Here is a 23,708-nt window from a genome sequence, read left to right on the forward strand (position 1 = left end):
TAGAACGGCTGCACCCTCACCGTTCCCCGAGGCGAAGCTTCGCGCCGCGCAACCAATTGCCGAACAACTCTTCGGCCATCGCCTCCTGCTGTCCAGTCCTTTCCTTGAAATCAGCCAGCAATCTATCGGGCAAAGAGGCCCCACCAATCGCAACCAGATCATCGATCACGCCCGGCATGGCATACCAGTCCTGTAACGTCGCCACATCCACCTCCGAATGGAACTGTACCGAATGCACGCCGTTTGGACCCTGCATGGTCTGATACGCGCAATCCGGACTGCGCCAACCGGAGTGGAATCCCGGCGGCATCGCACTGACTTCGGCGCTGTGCCATTGAAACACTTCGCGATGGTCCGTGCCGTCACCGCCCAGCACTGCGTCACCTCCTTTGATCGACAACAGGCCGAACTCACGCGTCTGCGCCGCGCCGACCTGACCGCCGCAGGCCACGGCCAATAGCTGATGACCAAAGCAAACGCCGAAATATGGCTTACCCGCTGCCAAAACGCACTGTTTGATAAACGCGATCTCGGATGTGAGCCACGGATGCGCCTCCGTCTCCCACAATTGCATCGCTCCGCCCATGACCCAAAGCGCGTCAAAACTGTCGAGAGCGGGCCATTCAGTCGTCTTTGGTGCAATGATGGCCGTCACGCGGATACCGTGTGCCGTGAACAGGTGCTGAAACCGTCCGGCATGACCGGATGTATCATGTTGGATGATCAGAATTCGCATTGTTGTGTACTCAACCGAAACAGTCTGGGCTAGTTGCCCCGATCCTCAGACAACACAGGATATGCCTGTGGCTTACGCGCCATCTTTCTCGAACGCCGAGTCCACAGGCACTTGCAAGCCCGTGACCAGCGCATTGGTCGTGCTGGCCATGCCGATCACACTCAGCAGTTCTCCATGCTGTTCAGGCGTCATGCCTTTTGCCTCGGCTGCGGCTGTATGGGAATGGATGCAGTAACTGCATCCGTTGGCAGTCGAGACAGCGATATAAATCATTTCCTTGACCAGTGGATCAAGCGTGCCCGGCCCCATCACAACTTTCAGCCGATCCCATGTGGCGCGCAGTAGTTCCGGGTCGTGCGCCAGAGCGCGCCAGAAATTATTGATGAAGTCACTGCCGCGTGTTGCACGGATGTCGTCAAAAACCGCCTGCACTTCTGTACTTGCGTCGTGGTCTTGGATCAGCGGAACTGTGGCCATGTGGGATTCCTTTTGCTCTTTGCAGTCTGCGCAGGATCATCAAGGTTTGCAAAGTGTGGATGCGATCAACCTAAGCCCCCGGATCAGAGCGATGCTGCGGCCCGGCTGGCCTGATCGTAATGCCCGGACAGTGTCCGCAAACTGCGCGCAAACTCTCGCAGTTCCGGCCCGCTCAGATCAGAGGCGGGCATGCCTTCCAGCAGGCATTGTCGACGCACATTGCGATAAGTCTCGCACAGGGCGCTGCCGGTTTCGGAGGTTCGGTAGAACACTTCTTTTCCGCGTTTTTCCGACACAAGCAGGCCCGCCTTCAGGAGTTTGCGCAGCCCGTAGTTGACCGTATGGCTATCCTCGATATTGAGCAGAAAGCTGATATCCGCCAGCCTCTTGTCTCGACCACGATGATTGACGTTGTGCAATATCAGGATATCCAGCGGACTAAGGTCCCTCTGCCCAGCGGCCGCCATGCATCGCGTCATCCAACGCGAGAACGCATTGAACATGATGATCAAACCAAATTCCATCTCCGACAGTTCCCACCCTTCGCCCTCTGCCAGATGTCTGGACGAAACGATGCGGCGATCATCGGGATTCTTTTCGGTCATTCTCGGCCTCTCTTCACGTTAAAACGTTCACGTTTTAACGACATTTTGTCATGGAAATCGGGTTTAATCAACGCAACTTTCTGGGCCACGCGAAACGTAAGGTGGATCAAGACCGGGAAAAATTATTACCCGTCAACTAGATATCGCAGATTTCCCTTACGTCACATTTACGTTGACATAACGTTGACAAATCGTCAGCATCTCGTCAATCACAACGACCAAAACCACTAGGGAGAAAACAGATGTTCGTATCACGTTATTTTGGCGGGGCGATTGCCGCGCTGGCTGGTCTTGCCGTCACCGCGCAGGCCGATACTTGGGATATGCCGACGCCTTATCCGGACGCGACGTTCCATACGGTCAACATCCATCAATTTGCCAAGGACGTGTCAGAGGCCACCGATGGGGCGCTGGAAATCAAGGTGCATTCGGCTGGTTCACTGTTCAAACACCCCGAAATCAGCAAAGCCGTTCGCAGCGGTCAGGTGCCTGCGGGCGAGTTTTTCCTGTCCCTGCTGGCCAATGACAACCCCGCGTTCGCCGCGGATGGGCTGCCGTTTCTGGCGACCAGCTACGAGGATGCAGAACGTCTCTGGGCCGCGCAAAAGGATGTGATCGAAGGGTTGCTTGATGCGCAGGGCATGATGGCGCTTTATGCCGTACCATGGCCACCGCAGGGTCTTTATACCACCAAGGAGGTCAATTCGGTCGCTGACCTCGCCGGGCTGAAGTTCCGCACCAACAACGCCACACTCGAAGAATTCGCCAACCTCGCTGGTGCTGCCCCGACGCAGATCGAAGTGCCCGACATCCCGCAGGCATTCAGCACAGGTCGAGTCGAGGCAATGATTACCTCGCCCTCCACCGGCGCCAATTCCAAGGCGTGGGACTTCCTGACGCACTACACCGATATTCAGGCTTGGATCCCGAAGAACATCGTCGTGGTCAACAAGCGTGCCTTCCGTCGTCTCGATGAGGCCACGCAGACCGCCATTCTCGATGCAGCCGCCGCAGCAGAAACCCGTGGTTGGGAAATGAGCAAAGCGGAAACCAGTGCGAAAGTCGCCATTCTTAAGGAAAACGGCATCACAGTGGTGGAACCATCTGACGAGTTGATGACCGGCCTGCGCGCTATCGGTGACACGATGCTGGAGAACTGGAAAGCCAAGGCAGGTGCCGATGGCGAAGCATTGCTAAGCGCCTACGCAGAGTAATCTGCCATCGTGGCCGGGAGGGAAACCATCCGGCCACTTTTTTCTGACCAACGGGGGGGACGGTCATGCGAAGCAGTCTTGATTTCATCTACAAAGCCGCCGGCGCACTGGCCGCGTTTTTTATCCTAGCCATCGTCGTGCTCGTCTTTGCTCAGGTTTGTTTGAACCTCGCAGATAAGGTTTCAGCCGCCATTACCGGCCATGCGATCGGCCTGACGATACCATCCTATTCAGATTTCACAGGCTTTTTTCTAGCCGCCTCGACCTTTCTTGCATTGGCCTACTGCCTGCGGGCGGGCGGCCACATTCGCGTAACTCTGGTGCTGGGGCGTTTATCAAAGGGCGCGCAACGCGCCTTTGAAATGCTTGTCACCGCCATCGCTCTGATGATGTCCGCCTATGCCACTTGGTACATGGCGCTGTTGGTCGCGGAATCGCTGGAATACGGCGATCGCAGTTCCGGCATGGTGTCAGTTCCGATCTGGATACCACAATTGCCCGTGGCGCTCGGCCTCGGCATCCTCACCCTTGCCTTGGCAGATGAACTGCTCAGCCTCGCACGCGGCGCCCCTGCATCCTGGGACGGCAAGGGCGAAAACCTGCTGAGCGAATAGGAGCCGGAACCAATGTCCATTACCATTCTGTCTGTCATTCTTCTGGTCCTGCTTTTTGCCTTTCTGGGCGCGGGCCTTTGGGTCGCGTTCTCGCTCTTGGGTGTGGGTATCGCCGCCATGGCGCTGTTCAGTGACGCGCCGCTGGGGTTGGTCATGGCCACCACCATGTGGGGGCATTCCAACAGTTGGGCGCTTGCGGCGCTGCCCCTGTTCATCTGGATGGGCGAGATCCTGTTTCGCTCTCGCCTTTCTGAGGACATGTTCGCAGGTCTCAGCCCGTGGATGAACCGCCTGCCGGGGCAACTGCTGCACGTCAATATCTTTGCCTGCGGGATTTTCGCCGCTGTATCCGGCTCTTCGGCTGCCACCGCCGCCACTATTGGCAAATTGTCGATCCCCGAGCTCAGCGCGCGTGGCTATCCCGAAAAACTGGTGATTGGCACGCTGGCGGGGTCGGCAACGCTGGGTTTGCTGATCCCGCCCTCGATCATCCTGATTGTCTATGGCGTGGCGACGGAGCAATCCATCGCGCGCCTGTTCGTCGCGGGCGTGCTGCCCGGGGTACTGCTGGTAACGCTGTTTGTAGGCTATGTGATCGTTTGGGCGTTGCTGAACCGCGCCTCGCTACCGATTGAGGATATGCGCGTCACCTTTGGCGAAAAACTACATCGCGCCCGGCGTCTTTTGCCCGTCATGGGCCTGATCGCCGGGGTGATTGGATCAATCTATGCCGGAATCGCCTCACCCACCGATGCCGCTGCCGTGGGCGTGGTGCTGGCGCTGATTTTGTCGTGGAGCAGTGGCACACTGTCTCGCCAAAGCTTTGTCGATGGATTGATGGGTGCCACCATTACGTCCTGCATGATCGCCTTTATTTTGGCAGGTGCATCGTTCCTGACCGTCGCCATGGGCTTTACCGGTATCCCACGCGTATTGGCCCAGTGGATCGGAGAGATGGGCCTGTCGACCTTTACTTTACTGGCGGCACTCACTCTCTTTTTCATCGTACTGGGATGTTTCCTTGATGGTATTTCTGTCGTTGTTCTGACGGCATCCGTGATCATGCCGATGGTATTGGAGGCCGGGATTGATCCGCTGTGGTTCGGTATCTTTCTGGTGATCGTGGTCGAAATGAGCCAGATCACGCCACCGGTAGGGTTCAATCTCTTCGTGCTGCAATCGCTCACAGGACGCGATATCCTGACCGTTGCCCGTGCGGCGCTGCCGTTCTTCTTTCTGATGGTTCTGGCATTGGTGATTATCGTCATTTTCCCATCAATAGTGACCTTCCTGCCGGAGCAGATGTGACTCACTCCTCATCCACATCCATGCCGCAAATCGTGCCTGCGGGCGTAAACGGAATGCTGGTCCGTTTTGCCGATAAGCTGAGCGAACCTGCCAATCGCGCTGCGCTGGCGTTTCGCGCAGCAGTCGAAACTCTGGGCTGGGACGGGGTCGAGGAAACATCGTCGACCCTTGTCTCTACCTTCCTGCGGTTCGATCCTTTGCATTTGTCCCATGACGGGTTGCGAGGAGCTCTGGCGACGCTGCTGAAATCGCGAGACTGGTACGCCGCGGACCTGCCCGAGGGACGGCGATTTTGGCGCATTCCGGCAGTTTTCGGCACCGATCTGGGTCCGCAATTGCGACAGGCCGCAGAGGCCGCAGGCATGACCGAGGCAGCAGCGATCAAATCGCTCTCGCAGGCGCGTGTTCGGGTACAAACCATCGGCTTCGCGCCCGGACAGCCCTATCTGGGCGAGTTGCCGGAAGCATGGAATATTTCCCGCCAGACGACGCTGACGCCACGTATTCCCGAAGGAGCTATTGCCGTCGCGATCCGACAGCTTGTCCTCTTTTCCCGCCCCACTCCGACGGGCTGGCAGCATGTCGGACAAACCGCAATGCAACTGTTCCGGCCCGAGACCGAGAAACCCTTTCTGCTGCGCCCCGGTGACGAGGTGCAATTCACTGAAACCGACCCTGATACGCTGGATCAGATGCGTAGCGATCCGCAGGGCGGCGCCACATCGGAGCCAGTCACTTGAGTCGGAACCTGACCATCCATCGCGCCGGGCCGGGCCTTACAGTGCAGGACATCGGGCGCACCGGCTGGCTGGGCTTCGGGCTCTCGCGGGGGGGGCAGCCGATCCGCTGGCCTTGGCCGAAGGGGCCGCATTGCTAGGGGTAAAAAACGCGCATAGCGCCATTGAAATGGCCGGGTTAGGAGGCGAGTTCGAGGCCTCCGAGGACATGCGCTTTGCCCTGACCGGCGCGCCAATGACGGCCAGCATTGATGGTACACGCCTGACGTGGAACGCCAGTCACCCGCTGCCTGCGGGTAGCCGCCTGAGCATCGGCGCCGCCCTCAACGGCAACTACGGTTATCTGCATATTGGCGGCGGCATCGACACGCCCCAGCATCTTGGAGCCCGGTCGGCCCATCTGGCAGCCGGTATCGGCGCCCCGCTGGAAGCCGGGTCCATTCTGGACATCGGGCCCGACAAAAGCAGCGTCACGGGCATGGAGATCGACGCCGAGGACAGGTTCAAAGGCGGAGAAATACGCATAGTCGCCAGCTTTCAGACCACGCTCTTTGCACAAGACGAGTTAGATAGGCTGGTGACAACCGACCTGCACCGTGATCCGCGCGGGAACCGCATGGGTGTCCGGCTGGAGCCCGACGGCGAAGGCTTTCACGCCAGCGGCGGGCGCACTGTCGTTTCTGAAGTAATCATGCCCGGCGATATTCAGATAACGGGCGATGGCATCCCTTTCGTTTTGATGAGCGAATGCCAAACCACAGGTGGTTATCCGCGCATCGGCACCGTCCTGCCATGCGATCTGCGCCGCGTCGCGCAGGCCGCCCCCGGTGCACGACTGCGGTTCCGGTTTGTCACGCTGGACGAGGCCGTGGCGCTGGAACGTACAGATCGCAAGATGCTGGCCGATTTACCGCAACGCCTGCACCCCTTGATCCGCGACCCGCGCATGATGCATGACCTGCTATCCTATCAGCTGATCAGCGGCGCTGTCAGTGGCACCGAAGGAGATACCGAATGAGCAAGACTGTCGATCTGAACGCCGATATGGGCGAAGGCTATGGCGCGTGGGACATCGGCGACGATGCGGCGTTACTGGATATCGTCACCTCCGCCAACATCGCCTGTGGCATGCATGCCGGTGACTGGGACGTGATGGCCCGAACAATGAGGTTAGCGGTTGAAAACGATGTCGGAATCGGGGCGCATCCCGGCTTTCCCGATCTACACGGATTCGGTCGCCGTCGGATGCAGCTTCCCTTGCCATCTCTTCAAAATCTGGTGCGATATCAGGTCGGTGCGGCACTGGCCATGGCACGCGCTGCGGGCGGTGCAGTCCGTCATCTGAAGCTACACGGCGCGCTGGCAAACATGACCTCAGAGGATGTGGAAATGGCGCGTGCGTGCTACGAGGCGGCGCTGTCTGTCGCCCCGAACATCATCGTGATGGTGCTGGCAGGCACCGCCCAGCAACGTGCAGCGACTGATCTGGGCTGCGCAATGGCGTGCGAGATTTTCGCCGACCGTGCGTATAATGATGATGCAACGCTGGTCGACCGCTCCCTGCCCGGTGCGGTCATCCACGACCCGGATGTGGCCGGACCGCGCATGGCCGAGATGATCCGCGAAGGCGCAATCATCACCGCCAGCGGAAAACGGATCGAGACGCGCATTGATACGATCTGCCTGCATGGCGATACCCCCACTGCGGTCAAGATCGCGGGACAGGTGCGCCGTGCCTTAGAGGATAGCGGCGTAACGCTGGAACGATTTAAGGGCGCGCCGGGGTAGTTTCACGCCTCCGCTGTTTACTCTTGGGGTTCAGAGACAGGCGGCGTCAGGGAACAACCTTCCTTTTTCACACCGGCAGCCAAGGCCTGTTCACAGGCTTTGGCCTTGCGCGCTTCATGAATCTTCTGCATCCCGCTCTTGCGACCGGCGCAGACATCACATTCCTGTTTTTCAGTAACCGCATCCTGAGCGTCAGCGGACACAGAAATAGCCAGCAACGCCGCTAACACAAACTGCATCAATTAGCCCCCAACCCGACATCAACCCGATCATGGCGCAACGGTTCGTCGATATCGACAACCGTTTCCAATTCGCGCGCATAGCGATGCCCGGCATAGACTGCCGATGCGATGATCGCAGGTGCCTCGCAATCTCCGATACGGCGCAGGGTAAAGGGCAGCGCCCCCGCCCGCGCCCCGCCCAGTAGATCGTAGTAGAGCGCATCATTCGGCGTTCGCGCCGTGACCATCACCACGTGGCTGGCGGATACAGCCCTGTCAGCCCCGGTATAGGCACAGGTCAAACGTGCCGTATGCCCGTCGAACCCGGCAATCGAATGGGCCGTTTCGATCCCGATCCCGAGGGTCATCATATGTGTGCGGATGCGCCATCGTTCGGACGTGTTCGCAGCCCAGCGCGACACGCTGTCGGCCGGTGTGCAATAGGTCACATCCAGCCCGACCCGATGCAGATGCTCGGCAATGACACCGCCCATGTAATATCCATCGCCATCATAGACCAATGTCGGTCCATCCGGCAGCCTGCCATCCATGATATCGTCCGGCGTCAGCACGCGTGCAGCCGCATCACCCGTTGCAATCTGGTGGAACATCTCATCATCGAACATCTCTGGGCGCCAGCGCGATCCGGTGGCGATGGCGACGTGATCCGCCTCTACTGCCATAACATCGGCCACATCCATCATGCTCTCGCGAAAGATATCGACATTGGGCATGACCAGCAGTTGCTGTTTGCGGTAATCGCGAACGCGGATGTATTCGCTCATTCCCGGCAGCGCCGCCTCGCGTGTCACCCGCCCGCCAATCTCGCGGCCCGCCTCCGCCAGCATCACCTCGTAACCGCGTTTACCCAGTCCGCGCGCGGCCTCTAACCCAGCGGGGCCGGACCCCACCACCAGAACACGTCCCTCAGTCGCTTTTTCGCTGATGATTTCGGGATGCCAGCCACGGCGCCATTCCTCTCCCATCGTGGGGTTCTGGGTACATCGGATCGGCGCGCTCAGACTGTCGCCCGCATAGCAAATGTTGCAGCCGATACATTCGCGGATCTCTTCGGAACGGCCCTCTTCGATTTTCTTTGGCAGAAACGGGTCGGCAATGGACGGCCGCGCCGCGCCGATGAAATCGGTCACGCCGCGTTTGATCTGCGACACCATCGTGTCGGGTGAGGTAAAGCGACCGACGGTAACGACGGGCTTGTCAGTGACTGATTTCACCCAAGACATGTAAGGCTCAAGCGGGGCTTCCTTGACGAAGCGGGATACCCCCATCTCCAGCGAATAATCAGCAATGTTGATGTCCCAAAGATCGGGGAGCGACTGCAACATCTCGAACATTTCCCGCCGCTCGCCATAGATTGGCACACCGTCCTCGCCAACCTCTTCGTCCGACGAAAACCTGACGGCGACAGCACAGGTATCGCCCACTGCTTCCTTGGTTTCTTCGATCAGTTCGCGCACTAGGCGCACACGGTTTTCCAATGAACCGCCATATTCGTCACTGCGGGTGTTCATGCGTGGATTTAGGAAATTGGACAGCAGATAGCCGTGCGTCGCGTAAACATAAACAATATCAAAGCCGGCATCGCGCGCCCGGATCGCAGCGCGGCGGTGCCAGTGGCGAAATGTGCGAATATCGTCCTTGTCCATTGCGCGGCACTGAAACGGGTGCCCGGCAGTGTTGGGCACCGAGGCAAGGTCCATCGGCGGCAGGCGGCTCATCATGTTGGGGGAGCGCGCGCCGCCATACCATAGCTCTGCCCCCGCGAGGCTACCATGTTTGTGGACCGCATCTGTCATCAATCGGTGCGCCCTTACATCGCTGTCATCCCAGAGTGACGCATAGGCATGGGGCAGATCGTCGGATGTCGGGTGGATAGAGTTATATTCCGTACAGACCACCCCCCAGCCGCCTTCGGCCTTTACCCCACGCATTGCCGCCAGTGTACGTGGGCGCAAAAAACCCATGCCGGTACAATGCGGCACTTGGTAGAAACGGTTCGGCGCGGTGACCGGCCCGATTTTTAACGGCTCAAACAAAATGTCATACCGGGGATCTCTGGTCATGCGTGTCACTCCATTCGCGACGGTTAGGGGCTGTCAGGCAGAGCAGCGTCAGCCTGACTGCTTACCCGGAACCTCGGTTTTGCGCGCCGCGCACGTCATCCTCGTCAAAGATGGGCATATCGATATTGCCGGGGAAAACCGATGCCAGATAGGCACGTATCTGGGCCTTGGCCTGATCGCGGCTAAACTGATCGGGATACATCAGGATATTGAGGCAAATCCCATCGTATAGCCCTTCGAGCGTCTTGGCGATCTGGGTCGCCGGCGGGCCATCATGCGGGCCGTCGTCGATAATTTCCTGGCACAGCGCTTGGGACACATCAAAACGCTCGTCATCTATCTCATCCACCAGATCGCGATACCTGGCGCGACGTCCGGCCTCTCCGTAAAATGCATACCAAACGGCAATTTTCTTGCGCGTACAGATGCGCGGATGGAAGTGTGCATCGACAATAGCCAGCAGCTTTTCAGGCGCATTCAGCCCGGCGTCGCGATAATATTTCCACCAGTGATCGTGATGTTCGCGCGCCAAATGCATCAGCGTTTCGTCCAGCAGGTTCTGCTTGCTCTTGAAATGGAAATTCACGATGCCAATGGATAGTCCGGCGAACTCGGTCACAGTGGACATCGTCGTGCCGGCGATGCCGTGTTTCGCGATCGAGTTGATCGTTGCATCAATCAACTGACTGCGTCGCACTTCCTTGGAGGCCGTCCGCCGCGGCGCAGATTTCTTGCCCTCTGGGCGGTTTGCATCGGTGGTGGCCATGAGGCTCCTGTCCTTGGGCTATTGACCCGCCATTTGGTCGAGCGGTTCCTAGACGGTCAGTCGCTTTTCAGGATCACGACAGACTTTGGTGACCAGGACAACCAGACCGGTGCGCCGATCCGCTGCTCCAGTCCCTCGCGCCCTCCACGCGATTGATTGGGGGTAGAGATGGCGATGGGCGCCTCTTTGCCATCAATTGCAACGTAAAAATGGCTGCGTTCGCCCAGATAGGCTGCTTCGCGTACCTTCCCCGCAACGGCGTGTTCGGTATCGGGTTTTTCTGGTGAAAGAGAGAATTTTTCCGGGCGCAACGCCAGTAGAACCGGCGCACCATCGGGTTGTGTGATCTGCTCGATGTCCATGGGAACCGTACCCAGCCCTTCGGTCTCGACGGCAGCATTGCTGCCATTGCGGCGCACGGTACCGGGAAAGAAATTCATGTTGCCGATGAAACTGGCTACCTCGCGGGTTTTGGGTGTTTCGTACAGGCCTTCGGGCGTATCCACTTGCAGAACCTTGCCGCCGGACATCACCGCAATCCGGTCCGACAGGGTCAGCGCCTCTTCCTGATCGTGCGTCACGAAAACAAAGGTGATCCCCACCTGTCGTTGCAGCGCGCGCAACTCCAGTTGCATCTGCTCGCGCAGTTGCTTGTCCAGCGCGCCCAGCGGCTCATCCAGCAACAACACCTTTGGGCGCAGGATCAACGCCCGAGCCAAGGCGATCCGCTGTCTCTGTCCACCCGACAGCTGCGTCGCCTTACGATCACCATATCCCGGCAGCTTGATCAGATCGAGCATCTCATCAATCATTTCACGCCGCTTGGCCTTGGCTAGTTTCTGTTTACGCAATCCGTAGGCGATGTTGTCCGCGACACTTAAGTGCGGAAAGATCGCGTAGCTCTGGAAAACCATGTTCACCGGCCGATGATGCGGCGGCACGTCCGACATTGGCTGTCCGTCGATGTAAATCTCGCCCTTGGTGGTCGATTCTGAATCCCGCCAACATCCGTAAAAGCGTGGTCTTGCCGCACCCCGAAGCACCCAGCAGCGAGAAGAATTCCCCTTGCCCTATATCCATCGAAATATTCTCGATGGCCTGAAAAGAACCGAAGAATTTGCTCACATTGTCGATCGAGATGTATGCGTCTGCATTGGTCATATGCCGGGCAGCCTTTACTGGTCTGGGTCCAATCCCTGTCGTCCCAGATACTGGGCGACAAAGACGACGAAGAACGAAACAAAGAGGATAAGTGAAGATAGCGCCAGAACAGATGGAAACTGCTGCGGAAAGCGCAACTGCCCCCAGATGTACATCGGCAGGGTCGGGTCGGTTCCCGTCAAGAAAAATGCCATGATGAATTCATCGAAGGAGATGGTGAACGACAGCAGCAGGCTTGCCACAATGCCGGGAAACACCATCGGCATGGTCACGCGCCAGAACGTCCACCAGCCATTTTCGCCCAGATCGGCCGAGGCTTCTTCCATCGACTTGTCGAAGCCTTCGAAGCGCGGCAGCAATGTCGCCACCGCGAAAGGAAGACAAACAATCAGGTGCCCCAGCGTTACGGTATACAACGACAGCGGCACGCCCATGCGGCTCATCAACACGAGCAGAGCCACCCCAAAAATGATCCCCGGAATGACCAGCGGCATCATAATGAACGTGACCAGTGCATTCTTGCCCGGCAGGCGGTAGCGCGTGATCCCCCGCGCCGCGACGACGCCAAGGATCGTCGAAATAATCGAAACCACCCCGCCGACTTTGACGCTGTTCCAGAGGGCTGCCCACATCGGCTCTCTTGACCACAGCTCAACATACCATTGGGTCGTCACGCCAGTCAGCGGAAACTTGGCATAAACCGAGTCGTTGAAACTGAAGAGCGGAATGAAGAGGATAGGCACGTAGAGCACAATCAAAAAGATGACTGCATAGACCTGCAGCGGACGGTTCGGACGCTTTATATACGACAGGTCACTCATGCTATCTTATCCTTAGCCAAACGGGTGATGAACAAAAACACCAGCGCGATCGCCGACACCCACAACATCAACACAATCGACAGAGTTGCGCCCATCGGCCAGTTGTTCACTGGGCCAAATTGCAACTGGATGAAATTGCCGATCATCGCACCGTCGGGCCCTCCCAGAAGTGCCGGGGTGATGTAATCGCCCGTGGTTGGAATAAAGATCAGGAATGCCGCCGCGATGATCCCCGGCAGAGACAGCGGCAGTGTCACCCGCAAGAATCGCGCCACAGGCCCGTCCCCCAGATCGGTTGCAGCCTCCAGCAAGGATTTGTCGATTTTCTCTAGGCTCACATATAACGGAAGGATCGCAAACGCGGCCCAAGCATGCGCCAGCGTGATAATCACCGCCTCACGGCTGTAGAGCAAAAATTCGAGTGGTTCTTCGATCAATCCGACCACCATCAGACCAGAGTTGATCACCCCCTCATAGCCCAGGATCACCTTCCATGCGAAAACCCGCAGCAGATAGCTGGTCCAGAATGGCAGCGTCATCAGGATGATCCACATCATCTTGTTACGATGGACGTGGAAGGCGACGTAGTAGGCCATAGGATAGCACAAGGCGACAGTCACGACTGTGGCGATCCCCGAGATCCAGAAGGATCGCTTCAGAAGCGCGCCAAAGATCGGCTCGGTCCAGGCACGTTCGTAATTCGCCATCGTCAGAGCCGTGTCAAAGCTGAAGCCGTCACGGGTCCATAGGCTCATCGTTACGAGAATCAGGAACGGTGCAAGAATACCGATGCTCATCACCAGCAATGTCGGCGACATCAGCAGATAACCGCGTAGGTTCTCGCTGCGATGGAGCAGCCCACTCAGCCCGCCCTTGTTCCGGGCGCGTTGCTTTCGCGTGCTGGAAACCGACGTTTCTGTCATCCGGCCCTACCAAATCTGGAATGTTTGAAAAGGCCCGCCAACCTAGGGTTGGCGGGCCGTGGATCGTTGAAATCAGAAACCAGCTTTGATCTGCTCGAACATTTCGTTCATCTTGGTTTCCCATTCCTGCGTCTGCGGTATCTGGAAGTGCCCCGCCTGAAGGATTTCAATCGGGTTCTTGCTTAGACCAAGCCCCGTAAGCGTCTCTTCGTCGAACTCATCGAACGCCTTCTTGTTGGAATGGCCATATCCGTAATCGCCAATCAGGAACTTGCCGCTTTCGACGCTGATCAGGCTGTCGATAATCTCGTATGCCTTGTCCAGCTTGGGCGCGTCCTTGTGCACCATCAGACCACATACCCAAGTCAGAGCGCCCTCTTTCGGCTTGGCGAACTTGACTGGCACGCCTTCGGCCTGCAATTGCACTGCAGAGCTGTTCCACGTCATGGACGCGACCATCTCACCCGACGACAGCGCCTGTTCAAGCGTGGTGTTATCATCCGTATATGTGCGGATCAGTGGACGTTGCTCGCGCATCACTGCGGCGATCTTTTCGAACGCTTCTGGCGTATCGAGCTGATCGAACGGCACACCGGCCTTAATTGCACCGATCCACCACGCGTCCGCGCCCGCGCCCAGCGATCCCAGCTTGCCCTTGTACTTGGGGTCCCACAGGATATCCCAGCTTTCTTCCTCACCTTCCAGATCGATCAGATCGGTCCGGTAGGTGATTGATGTCTGCCCCCAGTCAAAGGGCGCCATCCAGATGTCGTTGCCTTCAGCCATATTGCCCGGCAGATCGACCAGTTCCGGCATCACATCGGGCCAATTGCTAAGGCGCGACGTGTCGATTGATTGGAACAGACCCGTCTTGACCCAGCGCGGCAGGGCCGAATTGCAGGGGTGCGAAACATCTACGACGAAACCGCCGCGCATCTTGGTCAGCGCCTCTTCAGAGCCACCGAACACGGCGAAATTAGGCAACTCGCCGTTGGCTTCATTGTAGGGTTGGAACAATTCAGGGATGTCGTACCCACCCCATGTAAAATACGTTCCCTGATCTTCGGCCGCAGCCATCGCGCGCCTTGCGCCGACCGGAACGCTCGCAATCGCCACGCCACTTGCCAGTAGTGAGCGCGTGAATGCACGGCGGCTCATTTTGCCTTCGCGCATGGCACCTAGCTGATCAACAACATCCATCTCTGTCAGACTCCCTTTGGTATGGCCCGGATTGTTCCGCGCCTGTTATGTGTGGATGATCACCCGGTCTACATGCGTCCGTCAATGTAAAAGAATGTAGTCATGTAGGGCGGGACCTCGGCATCCACTTATTGAATGTTCATTCAGTAACTGAACAGCAAATCAAATCAGGTCGACCATTGAGCCATTATTCATATCCTCCGACTATTGCCGGATTATGCTTGGCCGATCTGATATGCCTGATGCGCAGCACAGTGATTTTCTATTTATCTGCGTCAATACTCCCCACCAATGCTGGCACCAGCCTGGCCAGACAGACCCGCGCGGCACGTTCTGCGCGCGCGCGCGTCATTCCACCCGGCGCGATGTGCAAATGTTGCCAATACCCATCCGTCAGCGTTTCCATCCAGTCACACAATTCATCAGCATCCCCGGATGCGCCATTCTGTATCAACGCATCCCAGACCCGCGTCAGCGCCTCGCGGCGACGCTGGTCGAATTCCTGCGCAACTTCGGCATATTGCGCGGAAAAGCGCAGCTCCCCCCAGAACGCGAACCAGAGCGGCAGCACCTTTGGTCCGCACGCCTTAGCTTCAAAATCTGTGGCGATCAGCGCGCTTAGCTGATCGCGCGGATCACTCCCTGCCCGCTCCAGCGCGCCCATCCAGAGCACCTCGTACTGGGAGTAGAGATCGCGCAGCGTCTCGGCCAACAGGCCATTCTTGGACTTGAAATAAAACGCCGCCACGCCCTGACTTAGCCCAGCCTCTTCGGCCACGGTTGCCAGCGTTGTCCTGGCCAGACCATGCGCTAGGATCGACCGCTTCGCCGCATCCAGCAACTGTCGCCGTCGCCGATTCGCATTTTCGGTGCGCTCTTTGCGCGGCTTAGTGCGTGATTCCGCCATTAATCATCCCATTGTCGACGCCATACTCCCTATTTTGTCACAGAAATTCAGCCTCGTCAGTAAAAAAATTTATTTATTTACTCAAATAAACTTTACGAAACACTCAACTCCAGTCTAGTCTGGCTTCAGGATTTCAAATTCATGGCAAAACAGACATCATATGACGCGATCATCGCTGGCGCGGGCCATAATGGCCTGACCACTGCCGCCTATCTGGCGCGCGCTGGCTTGCAGGTATTGGTGGTCGAAAAAAACGACTGGATCGGCGGTGCGGCAGTCAGCCGCTCGCTGCACGAGGGCTGGACCTACTCAAACTGCTCGTACGTCTGCTCGCTGTTGCGGCGCGAGATTGTACGCGATCTCGACCTGCCCAGATACGGCCTGCAAGTCATCCCCTACGAAGGCGGCGCCAGCTTTACCAAGAGCGGCGACTACTTCGCCTACTACTCGGATCATGATGCGTTGCGCCGTGAAATGGCGCGCCACTCCCCCCGCGATGCGGATGCTTACGCCCATTACAGTCAGGCGATCATGCGCCAATGCCGGTTCATTCGTCCCTTCCTCCTGCGCGATGCGCCCGATCCCACGTCAATGCGTCCGCGCGACCTGAGTGAACTGGCATATCTGGTGAAAAAGGCCCACGGGCTGGGCAAGAAGGAATTGGGCGAAACACTGCGCTTCTGGACTATGTCCATTGGTGATCTTCTAGATGAACATTTCGAAAATGACCTGATCAAGGCGCATTTGGCGGGCTCCGGCATTATCGGTACCGGTCTGGGCGTCTATTCCCCCGGCACAGCCTATGTTCTGTTGCACCATTACATGGGCGACATTGATGGTGGCATCGGCGCATGGGGGTTTGCCCGCGGCGGAATGGGCGCGATTTCGGCCTCGATGGCCGCAGCATTCAAGGATCACGACGGCACTATCCTGACGGGGTCAGGTGTCGAGGAGTTCATCATAGAGGATGGCCGCGTAACTGGCGTGGCACTGGAAAACGGCGACACGTTCCATGCGCCTGTTGTGGCCTCCAACATGGATGTAAAGCGCACATTCCTGAACCACGTTCCGCGCGCTAAACTACCCGGTGACTTCGTTAAGGGCGTCGAGCGATTCAAAATACGCGGCTCATCGGCCAAGCTGAACATCGCGCTCGACCGGATGCCTGACATGCCTGCGGCCCCTGCTCATGCCGGCTTCCTGCGCGGCGATATGCACGTCTCCGAAAGCTTGATGGATCTGGAGCGCGCCTATGATGACTGGAAGGACGGGCGCTGGTCAGTCAGGCCCTATATCGACATGCTGATCCCCAGTCAGATAGATCCCACCATGGCGCCGACAGGCAGCCACATGATGACGGTATTCGTGCAGTATGCACCCTATGATCTGGAGGTCGACGGCATCCGGTCTGGCGCAAACTGGGATGATGCGCAGCGCGCCGCCATGGCCGAGGCCGTCATTGACCAGATCGCCATTGCCTGCCCCGACATACGTGAGCGTATCGTACACAAGGAAGTGCGCAGCCCCGCAGATATCGAACGTGAAGTAGGGCTGACTGAGGGCAACATCTTTCAGGGTGAACTGACATTCGACCAACTGTTGTTCAACCGTCCTGTACCGGGCTTTGCCCAGTACGAGTCGCCCATCAAGGGGCTGTATCTGGTCGGATCCTCAGCGCATCCCGGTGGTGGCGTCATGGGTGCCCCCGGTGCCAATGCCGCGCGCACGATCCTGCGCCGTGAAACCCGCGACAAACGGATGAAAGGCTACGCCGCATGAGCCGCTTTGACGCAATCGTAATCGGCGGCGGAATCAACGGGCTGAGCGCGGCGAGCGTGCTGGCTAGGCGCGGCAAATCCGTCTGTCTGCTGGAACAGTCCGAGACACTGGGCGGCATGGCTGCCCCCGGCCCCGATGGCGCACCGCGGTGCGCGCATCTGCTTTATAATCTCAGCCCGGTTGTCCGCGCCGATATCGGTCTGGGCAAGGGTGGTTGGCCATTTCGCACAACGCCACTGCCCACTGTGGCGCTGGCACCCGATGGCGCGCATGTCGTGCTGCACGCCGGTGAGGCGACGCTGACGGATGGCAGTGCGCATCCTGACGCAGATGCCTACCGCACTCTGCACGATAGACTGGTCAAATACGGTGCCCTGCTACGGCAGTTGGCCGAGAATGCGCCACCTGGTTTTGACGCCCCTCTGGCTTCACGCGGCGCATTACGGCAATTGACGCGACTCGGGTGGCTTGGCCTCGGGATCAAGCGGATGGGCCGGGATGAAATGCGCAATTTCCTGCGCGTGTTGCTGTCCAACGCGTTCGACACGATTCTGGACGAAATGCCCGATGGCCCGATGGCCGGTCTGCTGGCCACCGATGCAGTGCGCGGCGCAGCGATGGGACCGCGCGCGCCCGGCACGGTCTTTAGCCTGATTTACCGGATGGGGCATGGCGGCGAGGCCACGCTACCAATGGGTGGCATGACCGCGCTTTGCGGCGCCTTCGCCGGAGCCGCACGCGGTGCGGGCTGCCGGATAGAGACAGGCGTAAGCGTTTCCCGATTGTTGATCGAGAATGGCGCAGTCACCGGTGTCGAGACGTCCGATGGTCGTTGCCTCACTGCGCCGCTGGTCCTGACCAGTACAGGAGCCGAGGCCACCTGCCGCCTTGCCGGGTCGCAGCATTTCGATATCGAGGCCGCGCGGCGCATGCGCAACGTCCGCGCGCGGGGCACGGCGGCCAAGGTCAATCTGCGCCTTGGTGGACTGCCAGCGATCTCCGGCCTGCCCGATAGCCTGACCGGCGCGCGTATGGTCGTCGCGCCCTCTGCAGCTTATGTCGAGCGCGCCTTCAACCCCTCAAAGTACCGCGAGATGTCATCTGCCCCGGTGATTGAAGCGATCATACCATCCGTCACAGACCCGACTCTCGCACCGGATGGTGGTCATCTTCTATCTGCCATCGTGCAATACGCGCCATGCGATTTGCAGGGGGGCTGGACCGAAACGGCCAAGAAAGCCCTGGCAAAGACAGCCATCGACACGCTCGCCGCCTACATGCCCGATCTGCCCGGGCAGATCACCGCGACAGAAGTTCTGACCCCCGCCGATATCGAGGCTGAGACCGGCGCGCCGGGTGGGCATTGGCATCACGCGGAAATGAGCCTTGATCAGTTGCTGACACTGCGCCCGGCCAGCGGGCTGGGGCGCTATGCGCTGGGGCCGGATGGCCTCTACCTTTGCGGTGCGTCGGCGCATCCGGGAGGCGATATCATGGGGCTGGCGGGGCGCAACGCGGCGCTGGTCGCCCTAGCGGCGGAGGGGCGCAAATGAGTATTTTCACCGATCCCGCACTCGGCCTGCGTGGTGGCCCTTTTCAGCCCCGATTGGAAGAGCAGAGCCGCAGCAAGGCATGGTATGGCTGGGCCGGATACATCGCCCCCGCATCGCTGGATAATGTGGAGTTCGAATATTTCGCGCTGCGCAATCAGGCCGCGCTCTTTGATATATCGCCGATGAAGAAATATCGGATTACCGGCCCCGACGCGCTGACCGCGATAAATCGGCTGATCACCCGCGATGCAGCAAAAATCCGCGTGGGCCGCGTCGGCTATTGCGTCTGGTGCGACGAAGAGGGGATGGTCATCGACGACGGCACGCTCTTTCGTCTGGCCGAGAATGACTGGCGGCTGTGCTGTCAGGAACCGATGCTGACATGGCTGTTGGATGCCACATGGGGCATGGACGCTGATGTGATCGACGAAACCGACACTCTCGCGGCCCTCGCACTGCAAGGGCCGACCTCCTATGCGATCCTTGAGGCGGCCGGTCTGGAGGTGGCGCAGATGAAACCCTTCGACCACGCCGAAGTCGAGCCGGGTTTGATGATTTCGCGCACCGGCTTTACCGGCGATCTGGGGTACGAGTTGTGGACCGACCGCGATGCGGCCCTGCCGCTCTGGGATCGGATTTGGCAGGCAAGCACGCATCAGGGCCTGCGCGCCATCGGATACGAGGCGGTCAACATCGCCCGGATTGAGGCCGGCTATCTGGCCGCCGGGATTGATTTTCAACCCGTTCACGCCACCGAGCGGCTGCATCGCGGACAGACCCCGTTCGAACTGGGCTTAGGCTGGCAGGTTAACTGGGACAAAGGCCACTTTAACGGTCGCCGTGCCCTGCGCGCGGCACAGGACTCACCGCGCAGCCTGCTGATGAAACTGGATGTTGAAGGGTTCAAACCCGCCAACGGCGCACTGGTCTATCATCGCAAACGGCGCGAGGTGGGCCATATCACGTCGGGCCTGTGGTCACCGACGGCCAAGCGCAACATCGCACTGGCGCATGTCAAGACGTCCTACGCCCGTCCGCGCGCGCCTGATCTCTGGGCCGAAGTTTATACATCCGAAGAAGGTCGCTGGACCACGCGCATGGCCCGGCTCACCCCGATGACGACGCCGTTCTTCGCCCCGGCTCGCGCCCGCGCAACACCGCCCGGCCGATTGTGACCACAGATCGCCGCGCCTCACAGACTTCAAACCGGAGAAACCGATGACCGACCTTGCAACCGCCCCCGCCAACAGCCCCAGTGATACCGACATCACCGACTGGGACCGCGACCATAACCTCCACCCTTGGGCCACCACTGACAGTTGGCGCACGGATGATTACATGCGGATCAACACCGCCAAGGGCATCTACGTGTGGGACAGCACCGGCAAGAAGTTCATCGACGGACCCGGCGGCATGTGGTGCGTGCAGATTGGGTATGGCCGACAAGACATGGCCGACGCCATCGCCAAGCAGGTGATGGAAATGCCCTATGCCTCGCCTTGGTCCTCGACATCCGAACCCGCGGCGATATTGGCGCGCAAGATTGCCGAGATGACGCCCGGCGACCTAGATACCGTGTTCTTCACCACCGGCGGCTCCACCGCTGTCGATACCGCGCTGCGCACAGTACAGTTTTACAACAACCGTCTCGGACGGCCCGAGAAGAAGCTGATCATGGCCCGCGAGAAAGGTTATCACGGATCGACCTATCTCGCCTCTTCCGTGACTGGCAAGGAGCGGTTCAACACCAAATACGACAATGCCAGCGATCTGGTGCGTTTCCTGCCTGATGTGAATCCCTATGGTCGCCCCGAGGGGACAACGCTGGACCAGTGGTGCGATCAGAAAGTTGCCGATATGGAGGCGCTGATCGAACGCGAAGGTGCGGACAATATCGGTGCATTCATCGCCGAACCCATCCTGTGCTCGGGAGGGGTCATCGTGCCGCCGCCCGGCTACCACAAGCGCACGCTCGATCTCTGTCGCAAGCATGACATTCTCTATATTTCCGACGAGGTTGTGACCGGATTTGGCCGCCTCGGGCATTGGTTCGCCTCCGAGGAAGTGTTCGACATTGTGCCCGACATGATCACCTGCGCCAAAGGGCTGACATCAGGCTATCTGCCGCTGGGCGCGTGTATCATGTCCAACGCGCTGATGAAGCGCATGGAGGATCCAACCGGCGAAGAGGTTTTCTACAACGGCTACACCTATACCGGTCACCCTGTCAGTTGCGCTGCGGCACTCAAGAATATCGAGATCATGGAAGACGAGGATATTCTCGGCCATGTGCAGCGCGTCACACCGCATTTTCAAGATCGATTGAAGGCGATAGGCGAAAAGTTCGACATTGTCGGCGACGTACGCGGCATGGGATTGCTGGGGTGTATCGAGTGTCGCCCAGACCTGCCGCAAGACACATTCGACGCGCATCTCAAGTTCGGCGCCAAGCTGGATATGGCTTGCGAGGAAATGGGGCTGATGCTGCGTCCGTTCGGGAATATGGCGGTATTCTCGCCGCCGCTGATCATCAGCAAAGAAGAAATTGACGATATGTTCGACATCATGGAGGCGGGGCTGGAAAAGCTCAGCGCAGAGTACAATGGTTGATATCAAGAGACTGAACAATGACGCGGATGCTGTGGCAGAGGCCCTGCTATCTGACGGCGGCGTAATCGTTGAAAACCTCGCAGAGCCTGCTCTGCTGGACCAGATACTGGCGGATTTCGACGCACCATTCGATGAGCAAGGCGATAAGTTCGCCAATGACTTTAACGGGTTCAAAACGCGCAGACTGGCCAGCATTCTGGCCTACAGTACCGCTTCGGCGGACCTGATTGCACATGATCTGGTCATGGGCGTCGCCGACCGCGTGCTGAAACGCCATTGCAAGACCTATCGGCTGGGCAGTTCCACCGCGATCGAAATACACCCCGGCGAAGGTGGTCAACAGTTGCACCGCGACGACGACTTCTACCCTATTCGCATTCCCGGCGTGGAATTCCAGATTTCCGCGATGTGGGCGCTGACCGATTTTACCATTGAAAACGGCGCCACCCGCGTCGTTCCCGGTTCGCAGGACCTGCGCAAGATCAAGGACATCCCCGAAACGGATGTCACGCAGGCGGCCATGCCGCGCGGGTCGGTTCTGTTCTATCTGGGTGGTACCGTGCACGGCGGTGGCAAGAATGAAAGCACCGAGCCGCGTACCGGACTGATCACCACCTATTCGCTGGGCTGGCTGCGACAGGAAGAGAACATGTACCTCTCCGTCCCTCGCGAGAAGGCGGATTCCTATCCCGACCACGTCCGCCGCTTGATGGGCTATCAGTCACATGGGCCTTATCTGGGGGTCTATCCGGGCGACCCGGACAATCACTGGTTCGATGCCTGATCGGCCTGCCACTCGGCGCGCGTGATCTCGAACCACGGCACGTCTTCGGCATAGGCCCGTCCCATGCCGCAATCACGCAGGCCGCATTTCAGCAGCACCCGTTGCGATGCTGCATTTTCGGGGTCCGTGCAGGCCACCACCAAATCCAGCGTGGTGGCCTCGAACGCAAAACGCAGCAGGCGCGTGCAGATCTCTGAGGCATAGCCCTGCCCCCACGCCGACTGCTTCAGCATATAGCCGACCTCGATCTGGTCGTCGGGATAGGCATCCGGCACCAGCGCCTCCCATTCAATGTCGTCCGCTTCCACCGGGATCGGGGTCAGGACGCCATCGCCGATCTTCTCGCCGGTATCCAGCCGCTCGGCGCACCACATGCCGATCCGACCACCGGCACCGCGCCGGGTAATGAGCGACATCGCCTCTGCCACTTGCTCCGGCGTTTTCGGATCACACACGTATCTGGTCACCGCTGGATCACACAGTACATCGCGCGCCACATCCTCGTCGTCCAGCGCATAGGGTCGCAGGCGCAGGCGCGGCGTCTCCAGTATCAGTTCGGCGGACGACAAGGCAGGGATCATACCGGCTTGCGCCCACGTATGTGATGGGGGCAATGCTCGCCCGATTGCAGCACTGGCACCATGGCCTGCCATGTCGCAATCTGCTCGGCGATGAAATCCGCGCCATAACGCGCCTCCCAAGCGCCGCGCCTTGCACCGGACAGTTGTTCTAACTCATCCACTGAGACACCGGCATACCAACGGTTGCGGTTGACCAGTTCGACATCCTCGAACCCCGCATCGCGCATCGCCACCCCGTATCGTGCGGGCGAGGCCATGGCGAAGTCCAGCGCCTCGGCGGCGATGTAATCAGCCATCTCACGGCTAGGCGCACCATCATGCGAGATCAGCCAGTCCGATGCCGCGAACATGCCACCCGGTTTCAGCACCCGGAACGCCTCTTTGGTCAGCGCTTCTTTGTCTGGGATGTGGATGATGGAGTCCTTGGAAAACACAACGTCGAATGTCGCATCCGCAAATGGAAAGGGGCCCGGCGTCACCTTCTTGATCGTGATCTTATCCGCGAGTTCCGCCGCCTCGGCCCGCTCCCGCGCCGCGCGGCAAACCGGGTCCTCGACGTCGATGCCGGTGACGTGCCCTGCACCGTGACTGCGCACCAGTTCCAAGGCAATGGCACCCGACCCGCACCCGATATCCAGCACATGTTTGCCCGCCAGATCGACCGCCTCGATCACGCGGGCCACCTCGTCCGGTCCGCCGGGTGACAGATACCCTTCGCCCCACAGCTCTTCTAGAAAATCTATGTGTATCTGGTCGTATAGATCATCGCCCGGCATGACATCCTCCGCTGCGTTTCCATTCAATTTAGTGAACCGCGAAACGCGCAGCCGGACAAGTCA

At 59.0% G+C, this 23,708-nt stretch carries 24 protein-coding genes and 1 pseudogene; 11 read left to right on the plus strand and 14 right to left on the minus strand.

The genetic code is table 11. From position 1 onward, the window contains the following. Window positions 1–16: 16 nt before the first annotated feature. From N7U68_RS06430 to N7U68_RS06440, 3 genes are all read right to left on the minus strand, one after another. Window positions 17–736, minus strand: coding sequence for a type 1 glutamine amidotransferase (locus tag N7U68_RS06430; protein WP_263048608.1), 720 nt, complete (start codon window positions 734–736; stop codon window positions 17–19). 72 nt (window positions 737–808) lie between these two features. After that, complete coding sequence (locus N7U68_RS06435) at window positions 809–1,213, minus strand: carboxymuconolactone decarboxylase family protein (RefSeq protein WP_263048609.1); 405 nt, start codon at window positions 1,211–1,213, stop codon at window positions 809–811. 83 nt (window positions 1,214–1,296) lie between these two features. Next, entirely contained in the window at window positions 1,297–1,818 is a 522-nt protein-coding gene (locus N7U68_RS06440; RefSeq protein WP_165197172.1) for a winged helix DNA-binding protein, read from the minus strand. Between the two features lie 242 nt (window positions 1,819–2,060). Here N7U68_RS06440 and N7U68_RS06445 point away from each other — a divergent pair, with 242 nt between their 5' ends. The 6 genes and pseudogenes from N7U68_RS06445 (at window position 2,061) to N7U68_RS06470 (ending at window position 7,479) form a co-directional block, all read left to right on the plus strand. Beyond that, window positions 2,061–3,032: a TRAP transporter substrate-binding protein gene (locus N7U68_RS06445; protein ID WP_263048610.1), complete on the plus strand. Its 972-nt coding sequence runs from the start codon at window positions 2,061–2,063 to the stop codon at window positions 3,030–3,032. A 65-nt stretch (window positions 3,033–3,097) separates the two neighbouring features. Continuing rightward, the gene (locus N7U68_RS06450; protein WP_263048611.1) at window positions 3,098–3,646 is read left to right on the plus strand and encodes a TRAP transporter small permease; all 549 of its coding nucleotides are present in this window, start codon (window positions 3,098–3,100) and stop codon (window positions 3,644–3,646) included. Between the two features lie 12 nt (window positions 3,647–3,658). Next, on the plus strand, window positions 3,659–4,954 hold the full coding sequence (locus N7U68_RS06455) for a TRAP transporter large permease (protein WP_263048612.1): 1,296 nt from the start codon (window positions 3,659–3,661) through the stop codon (window positions 4,952–4,954). 20 nt (window positions 4,955–4,974) lie between these two features. After that, window positions 4,975–5,694 (plus strand): 5-oxoprolinase subunit B family protein, encoded by a 720-nt coding sequence (locus N7U68_RS06460; protein ID WP_263049120.1) that lies wholly within the window; start codon window positions 4,975–4,977, stop codon window positions 5,692–5,694. Then, window positions 5,691–6,709 (plus strand): annotated as a pseudogene (locus N7U68_RS06465) (5-oxoprolinase subunit C family protein). The gene N7U68_RS06460 and the pseudogene N7U68_RS06465 overlap by 4 nt, the downstream one beginning before the upstream one ends. Beyond that, window positions 6,706–7,479, plus strand: coding sequence for a LamB/YcsF family protein (locus N7U68_RS06470; protein ID WP_263048613.1), 774 nt, complete (start codon window positions 6,706–6,708; stop codon window positions 7,477–7,479). The pseudogene N7U68_RS06465 and the gene N7U68_RS06470 overlap by 4 nt, the downstream one beginning before the upstream one ends. A 17-nt stretch (window positions 7,480–7,496) precedes the next feature. On the opposite strand, the gene N7U68_RS06475 is transcribed toward N7U68_RS06470, so the two are convergent. From N7U68_RS06475 to N7U68_RS06510, 9 genes are all read right to left on the minus strand, one after another. Continuing rightward, window positions 7,497–7,718 carry a hypothetical protein gene (locus N7U68_RS06475; protein ID WP_263048614.1) on the minus strand — a complete coding sequence of 74 codons (222 nt, stop codon included), beginning with the start codon at window positions 7,716–7,718 and terminating at the stop codon, window positions 7,497–7,499. Beyond that, complete coding sequence (locus tag N7U68_RS06480; protein WP_263048615.1) at window positions 7,718–9,784, minus strand: oxidoreductase; 2,067 nt, start codon at window positions 9,782–9,784, stop codon at window positions 7,718–7,720. The genes N7U68_RS06475 and N7U68_RS06480 overlap by 1 nt, the downstream gene beginning before the upstream one ends. 61 nt (window positions 9,785–9,845) lie before the next feature. Then, window positions 9,846–10,550 (minus strand): TetR/AcrR family transcriptional regulator, encoded by a 705-nt coding sequence (locus tag N7U68_RS06485; RefSeq protein ID WP_263048616.1) that lies wholly within the window; start codon window positions 10,548–10,550, stop codon window positions 9,846–9,848. 56 nt (window positions 10,551–10,606) lie between these two features. Beyond that, window positions 10,607–11,500, minus strand: coding sequence for an ABC transporter ATP-binding protein (locus N7U68_RS06490; protein ID WP_308446171.1), 894 nt, complete (start codon window positions 11,498–11,500; stop codon window positions 10,607–10,609). Then, a complete protein-coding gene (locus tag N7U68_RS21045) occupies window positions 11,394–11,711 on the minus strand; it encodes an ATP-binding cassette domain-containing protein (RefSeq protein WP_373322966.1) in 318 nt (105 codons plus the stop codon). Before N7U68_RS21045 ends, N7U68_RS06490 begins: the two co-directional genes overlap by 107 nt. A 14-nt stretch (window positions 11,712–11,725) precedes the next feature. Then, a complete protein-coding gene (locus N7U68_RS06495; RefSeq protein WP_165197152.1) occupies window positions 11,726–12,532 on the minus strand; it encodes an ABC transporter permease in 807 nt (268 codons plus the stop codon). Next, window positions 12,529–13,455, minus strand: a complete 927-nt coding sequence (locus tag N7U68_RS06500) for an ABC transporter permease (RefSeq protein WP_373322967.1) — start codon at window positions 13,453–13,455, stop codon at window positions 12,529–12,531. The genes N7U68_RS06495 and N7U68_RS06500 overlap by 4 nt, the downstream gene beginning before the upstream one ends. 72 nt (window positions 13,456–13,527) lie before the next feature. Then, window positions 13,528–14,655, minus strand: a complete 1,128-nt coding sequence (locus tag N7U68_RS06505) for an ABC transporter substrate-binding protein (RefSeq protein WP_165197148.1) — start codon at window positions 14,653–14,655, stop codon at window positions 13,528–13,530. A 262-nt stretch (window positions 14,656–14,917) separates the two neighbouring features. Then, window positions 14,918–15,562 carry a TetR family transcriptional regulator C-terminal domain-containing protein gene (locus N7U68_RS06510; protein ID WP_165197146.1) on the minus strand — a complete coding sequence of 215 codons (645 nt, stop codon included), beginning with the start codon at window positions 15,560–15,562 and terminating at the stop codon, window positions 14,918–14,920. Between the two features lie 141 nt (window positions 15,563–15,703). Between N7U68_RS06510 and N7U68_RS06515 the strand changes: the two genes are divergently transcribed. From N7U68_RS06515 to N7U68_RS06535, 5 genes are read left to right on the plus strand one after another with little or no spacing between them, the layout of a single operon-like run. Then, window positions 15,704–17,341, plus strand: coding sequence for a phytoene desaturase family protein (locus N7U68_RS06515; RefSeq protein WP_263048617.1), 1,638 nt, complete (start codon window positions 15,704–15,706; stop codon window positions 17,339–17,341). Further along, on the plus strand, window positions 17,338–18,894 hold the full coding sequence (locus tag N7U68_RS20980) for a phytoene desaturase family protein (protein WP_308446172.1): 1,557 nt from the start codon (window positions 17,338–17,340) through the stop codon (window positions 18,892–18,894). The genes N7U68_RS06515 and N7U68_RS20980 overlap by 4 nt, the downstream gene beginning before the upstream one ends. Continuing rightward, window positions 18,891–20,069 (plus strand): aminomethyl transferase family protein, encoded by a 1,179-nt coding sequence (locus N7U68_RS06525; protein WP_263048618.1) that lies wholly within the window; start codon window positions 18,891–18,893, stop codon window positions 20,067–20,069. Before N7U68_RS20980 ends, N7U68_RS06525 begins: the two co-directional genes overlap by 4 nt. Before the next feature lie 43 nt (window positions 20,070–20,112). Next, window positions 20,113–21,504 carry an aminotransferase gene (locus N7U68_RS06530; RefSeq protein ID WP_263048619.1) on the plus strand — a complete coding sequence of 464 codons (1,392 nt, stop codon included), beginning with the start codon at window positions 20,113–20,115 and terminating at the stop codon, window positions 21,502–21,504. Next, on the plus strand, window positions 21,497–22,288 hold the full coding sequence (locus N7U68_RS06535; protein WP_263048620.1) for a phytanoyl-CoA dioxygenase family protein: 792 nt from the start codon (window positions 21,497–21,499) through the stop codon (window positions 22,286–22,288). The genes N7U68_RS06530 and N7U68_RS06535 overlap by 8 nt, the downstream gene beginning before the upstream one ends. Here N7U68_RS06535 and N7U68_RS06540 read toward each other — a convergent pair. Together N7U68_RS06540 and N7U68_RS06545 are read right to left on the minus strand one after the other, a co-directional pair. Beyond that, entirely contained in the window at window positions 22,270–22,869 is a 600-nt protein-coding gene (locus N7U68_RS06540) for a GNAT family N-acetyltransferase (protein ID WP_263048621.1), read from the minus strand. The genes N7U68_RS06535 and N7U68_RS06540 overlap by 19 nt on opposite strands. Further along, window positions 22,866–23,645 carry a methyltransferase domain-containing protein gene (locus N7U68_RS06545; RefSeq protein WP_263048622.1) on the minus strand — a complete coding sequence of 260 codons (780 nt, stop codon included), beginning with the start codon at window positions 23,643–23,645 and terminating at the stop codon, window positions 22,866–22,868. Before N7U68_RS06545 ends, N7U68_RS06540 begins: the two co-directional genes overlap by 4 nt. Window positions 23,646–23,708 lie beyond the last annotated feature (63 nt).

The organism is Roseovarius pelagicus, assembly GCF_025639885.1.
GTDB classification, from domain to species: domain Bacteria; phylum Pseudomonadota; class Alphaproteobacteria; order Rhodobacterales; family Rhodobacteraceae; genus Roseovarius; species Roseovarius pelagicus.

Coding starts and splice junctions, on each gene's coding strand:
- N7U68_RS06440 (WP_165197172.1), bottom strand. CDS start 1,818: ATGACCGAAAAGAATCCCGATGATCGCCGCATCGTTTCGTCCAGACAT.
- N7U68_RS06435 (WP_263048609.1), bottom strand. CDS start 1,213: ATGGCCACAGTTCCGCTGATCCAAGACCACGACGCAAGTACAGAAGTG.
- N7U68_RS06525 (WP_263048618.1), top strand. CDS start 18,891: ATGAGTATTTTCACCGATCCCGCACTCGGCCTGCGTGGTGGCCCTTTT.
- N7U68_RS06535 (WP_263048620.1), top strand. CDS start 21,497: ATGGTTGATATCAAGAGACTGAACAATGACGCGGATGCTGTGGCAGAG.
- N7U68_RS06475 (WP_263048614.1), bottom strand. CDS start 7,718: ATGCAGTTTGTGTTAGCGGCGTTGCTGGCTATTTCTGTGTCCGCTGAC.
- N7U68_RS06480 (WP_263048615.1), bottom strand. CDS start 9,784: ATGACCAGAGATCCCCGGTATGACATTTTGTTTGAGCCGTTAAAAATC.
- N7U68_RS06500 (WP_373322967.1), bottom strand. CDS start 13,455: ATGACAGAAACGTCGGTTTCCAGCACGCGAAAGCAACGCGCCCGGAAC.
- N7U68_RS06460 (WP_263049120.1), top strand. CDS start 4,975: ATGCCGCAAATCGTGCCTGCGGGCGTAAACGGAATGCTGGTCCGTTTT.
- N7U68_RS06455 (WP_263048612.1), top strand. CDS start 3,659: ATGTCCATTACCATTCTGTCTGTCATTCTTCTGGTCCTGCTTTTTGCC.
- N7U68_RS06545 (WP_263048622.1), bottom strand. CDS start 23,645: ATGCCGGGCGATGATCTATACGACCAGATACACATAGATTTTCTAGAA.
- N7U68_RS06450 (WP_263048611.1), top strand. CDS start 3,098: ATGCGAAGCAGTCTTGATTTCATCTACAAAGCCGCCGGCGCACTGGCC.
- N7U68_RS06490 (WP_308446171.1), bottom strand. CDS start 11,500: ATGTCGGACGTGCCGCCGCATCATCGGCCGGTGAACATGGTTTTCCAG.
- N7U68_RS06430 (WP_263048608.1), bottom strand. CDS start 736: ATGCGAATTCTGATCATCCAACATGATACATCCGGTCATGCCGGACGG.
- N7U68_RS20980 (WP_308446172.1), top strand. CDS start 17,338: ATGAGCCGCTTTGACGCAATCGTAATCGGCGGCGGAATCAACGGGCTG.
- N7U68_RS06495 (WP_165197152.1), bottom strand. CDS start 12,532: ATGAGTGACCTGTCGTATATAAAGCGTCCGAACCGTCCGCTGCAGGTC.
- N7U68_RS06515 (WP_263048617.1), top strand. CDS start 15,704: ATGGCAAAACAGACATCATATGACGCGATCATCGCTGGCGCGGGCCAT.
- N7U68_RS21045 (WP_373322966.1), bottom strand. CDS start 11,711: ATGACCAATGCAGACGCATACATCTCGATCGACAATGTGAGCAAATTC.
- N7U68_RS06485 (WP_263048616.1), bottom strand. CDS start 10,550: ATGGCCACCACCGATGCAAACCGCCCAGAGGGCAAGAAATCTGCGCCG.
- N7U68_RS06505 (WP_165197148.1), bottom strand. CDS start 14,655: ATGGATGTTGTTGATCAGCTAGGTGCCATGCGCGAAGGCAAAATGAGC.
- N7U68_RS06510 (WP_165197146.1), bottom strand. CDS start 15,562: ATGGCGGAATCACGCACTAAGCCGCGCAAAGAGCGCACCGAAAATGCG.
- N7U68_RS06540 (WP_263048621.1), bottom strand. CDS start 22,869: ATGATCCCTGCCTTGTCGTCCGCCGAACTGATACTGGAGACGCCGCGC.
- N7U68_RS06445 (WP_263048610.1), top strand. CDS start 2,061: ATGTTCGTATCACGTTATTTTGGCGGGGCGATTGCCGCGCTGGCTGGT.
- N7U68_RS06470 (WP_263048613.1), top strand. CDS start 6,706: ATGAGCAAGACTGTCGATCTGAACGCCGATATGGGCGAAGGCTATGGC.
- N7U68_RS06530 (WP_263048619.1), top strand. CDS start 20,113: ATGACCGACCTTGCAACCGCCCCCGCCAACAGCCCCAGTGATACCGAC.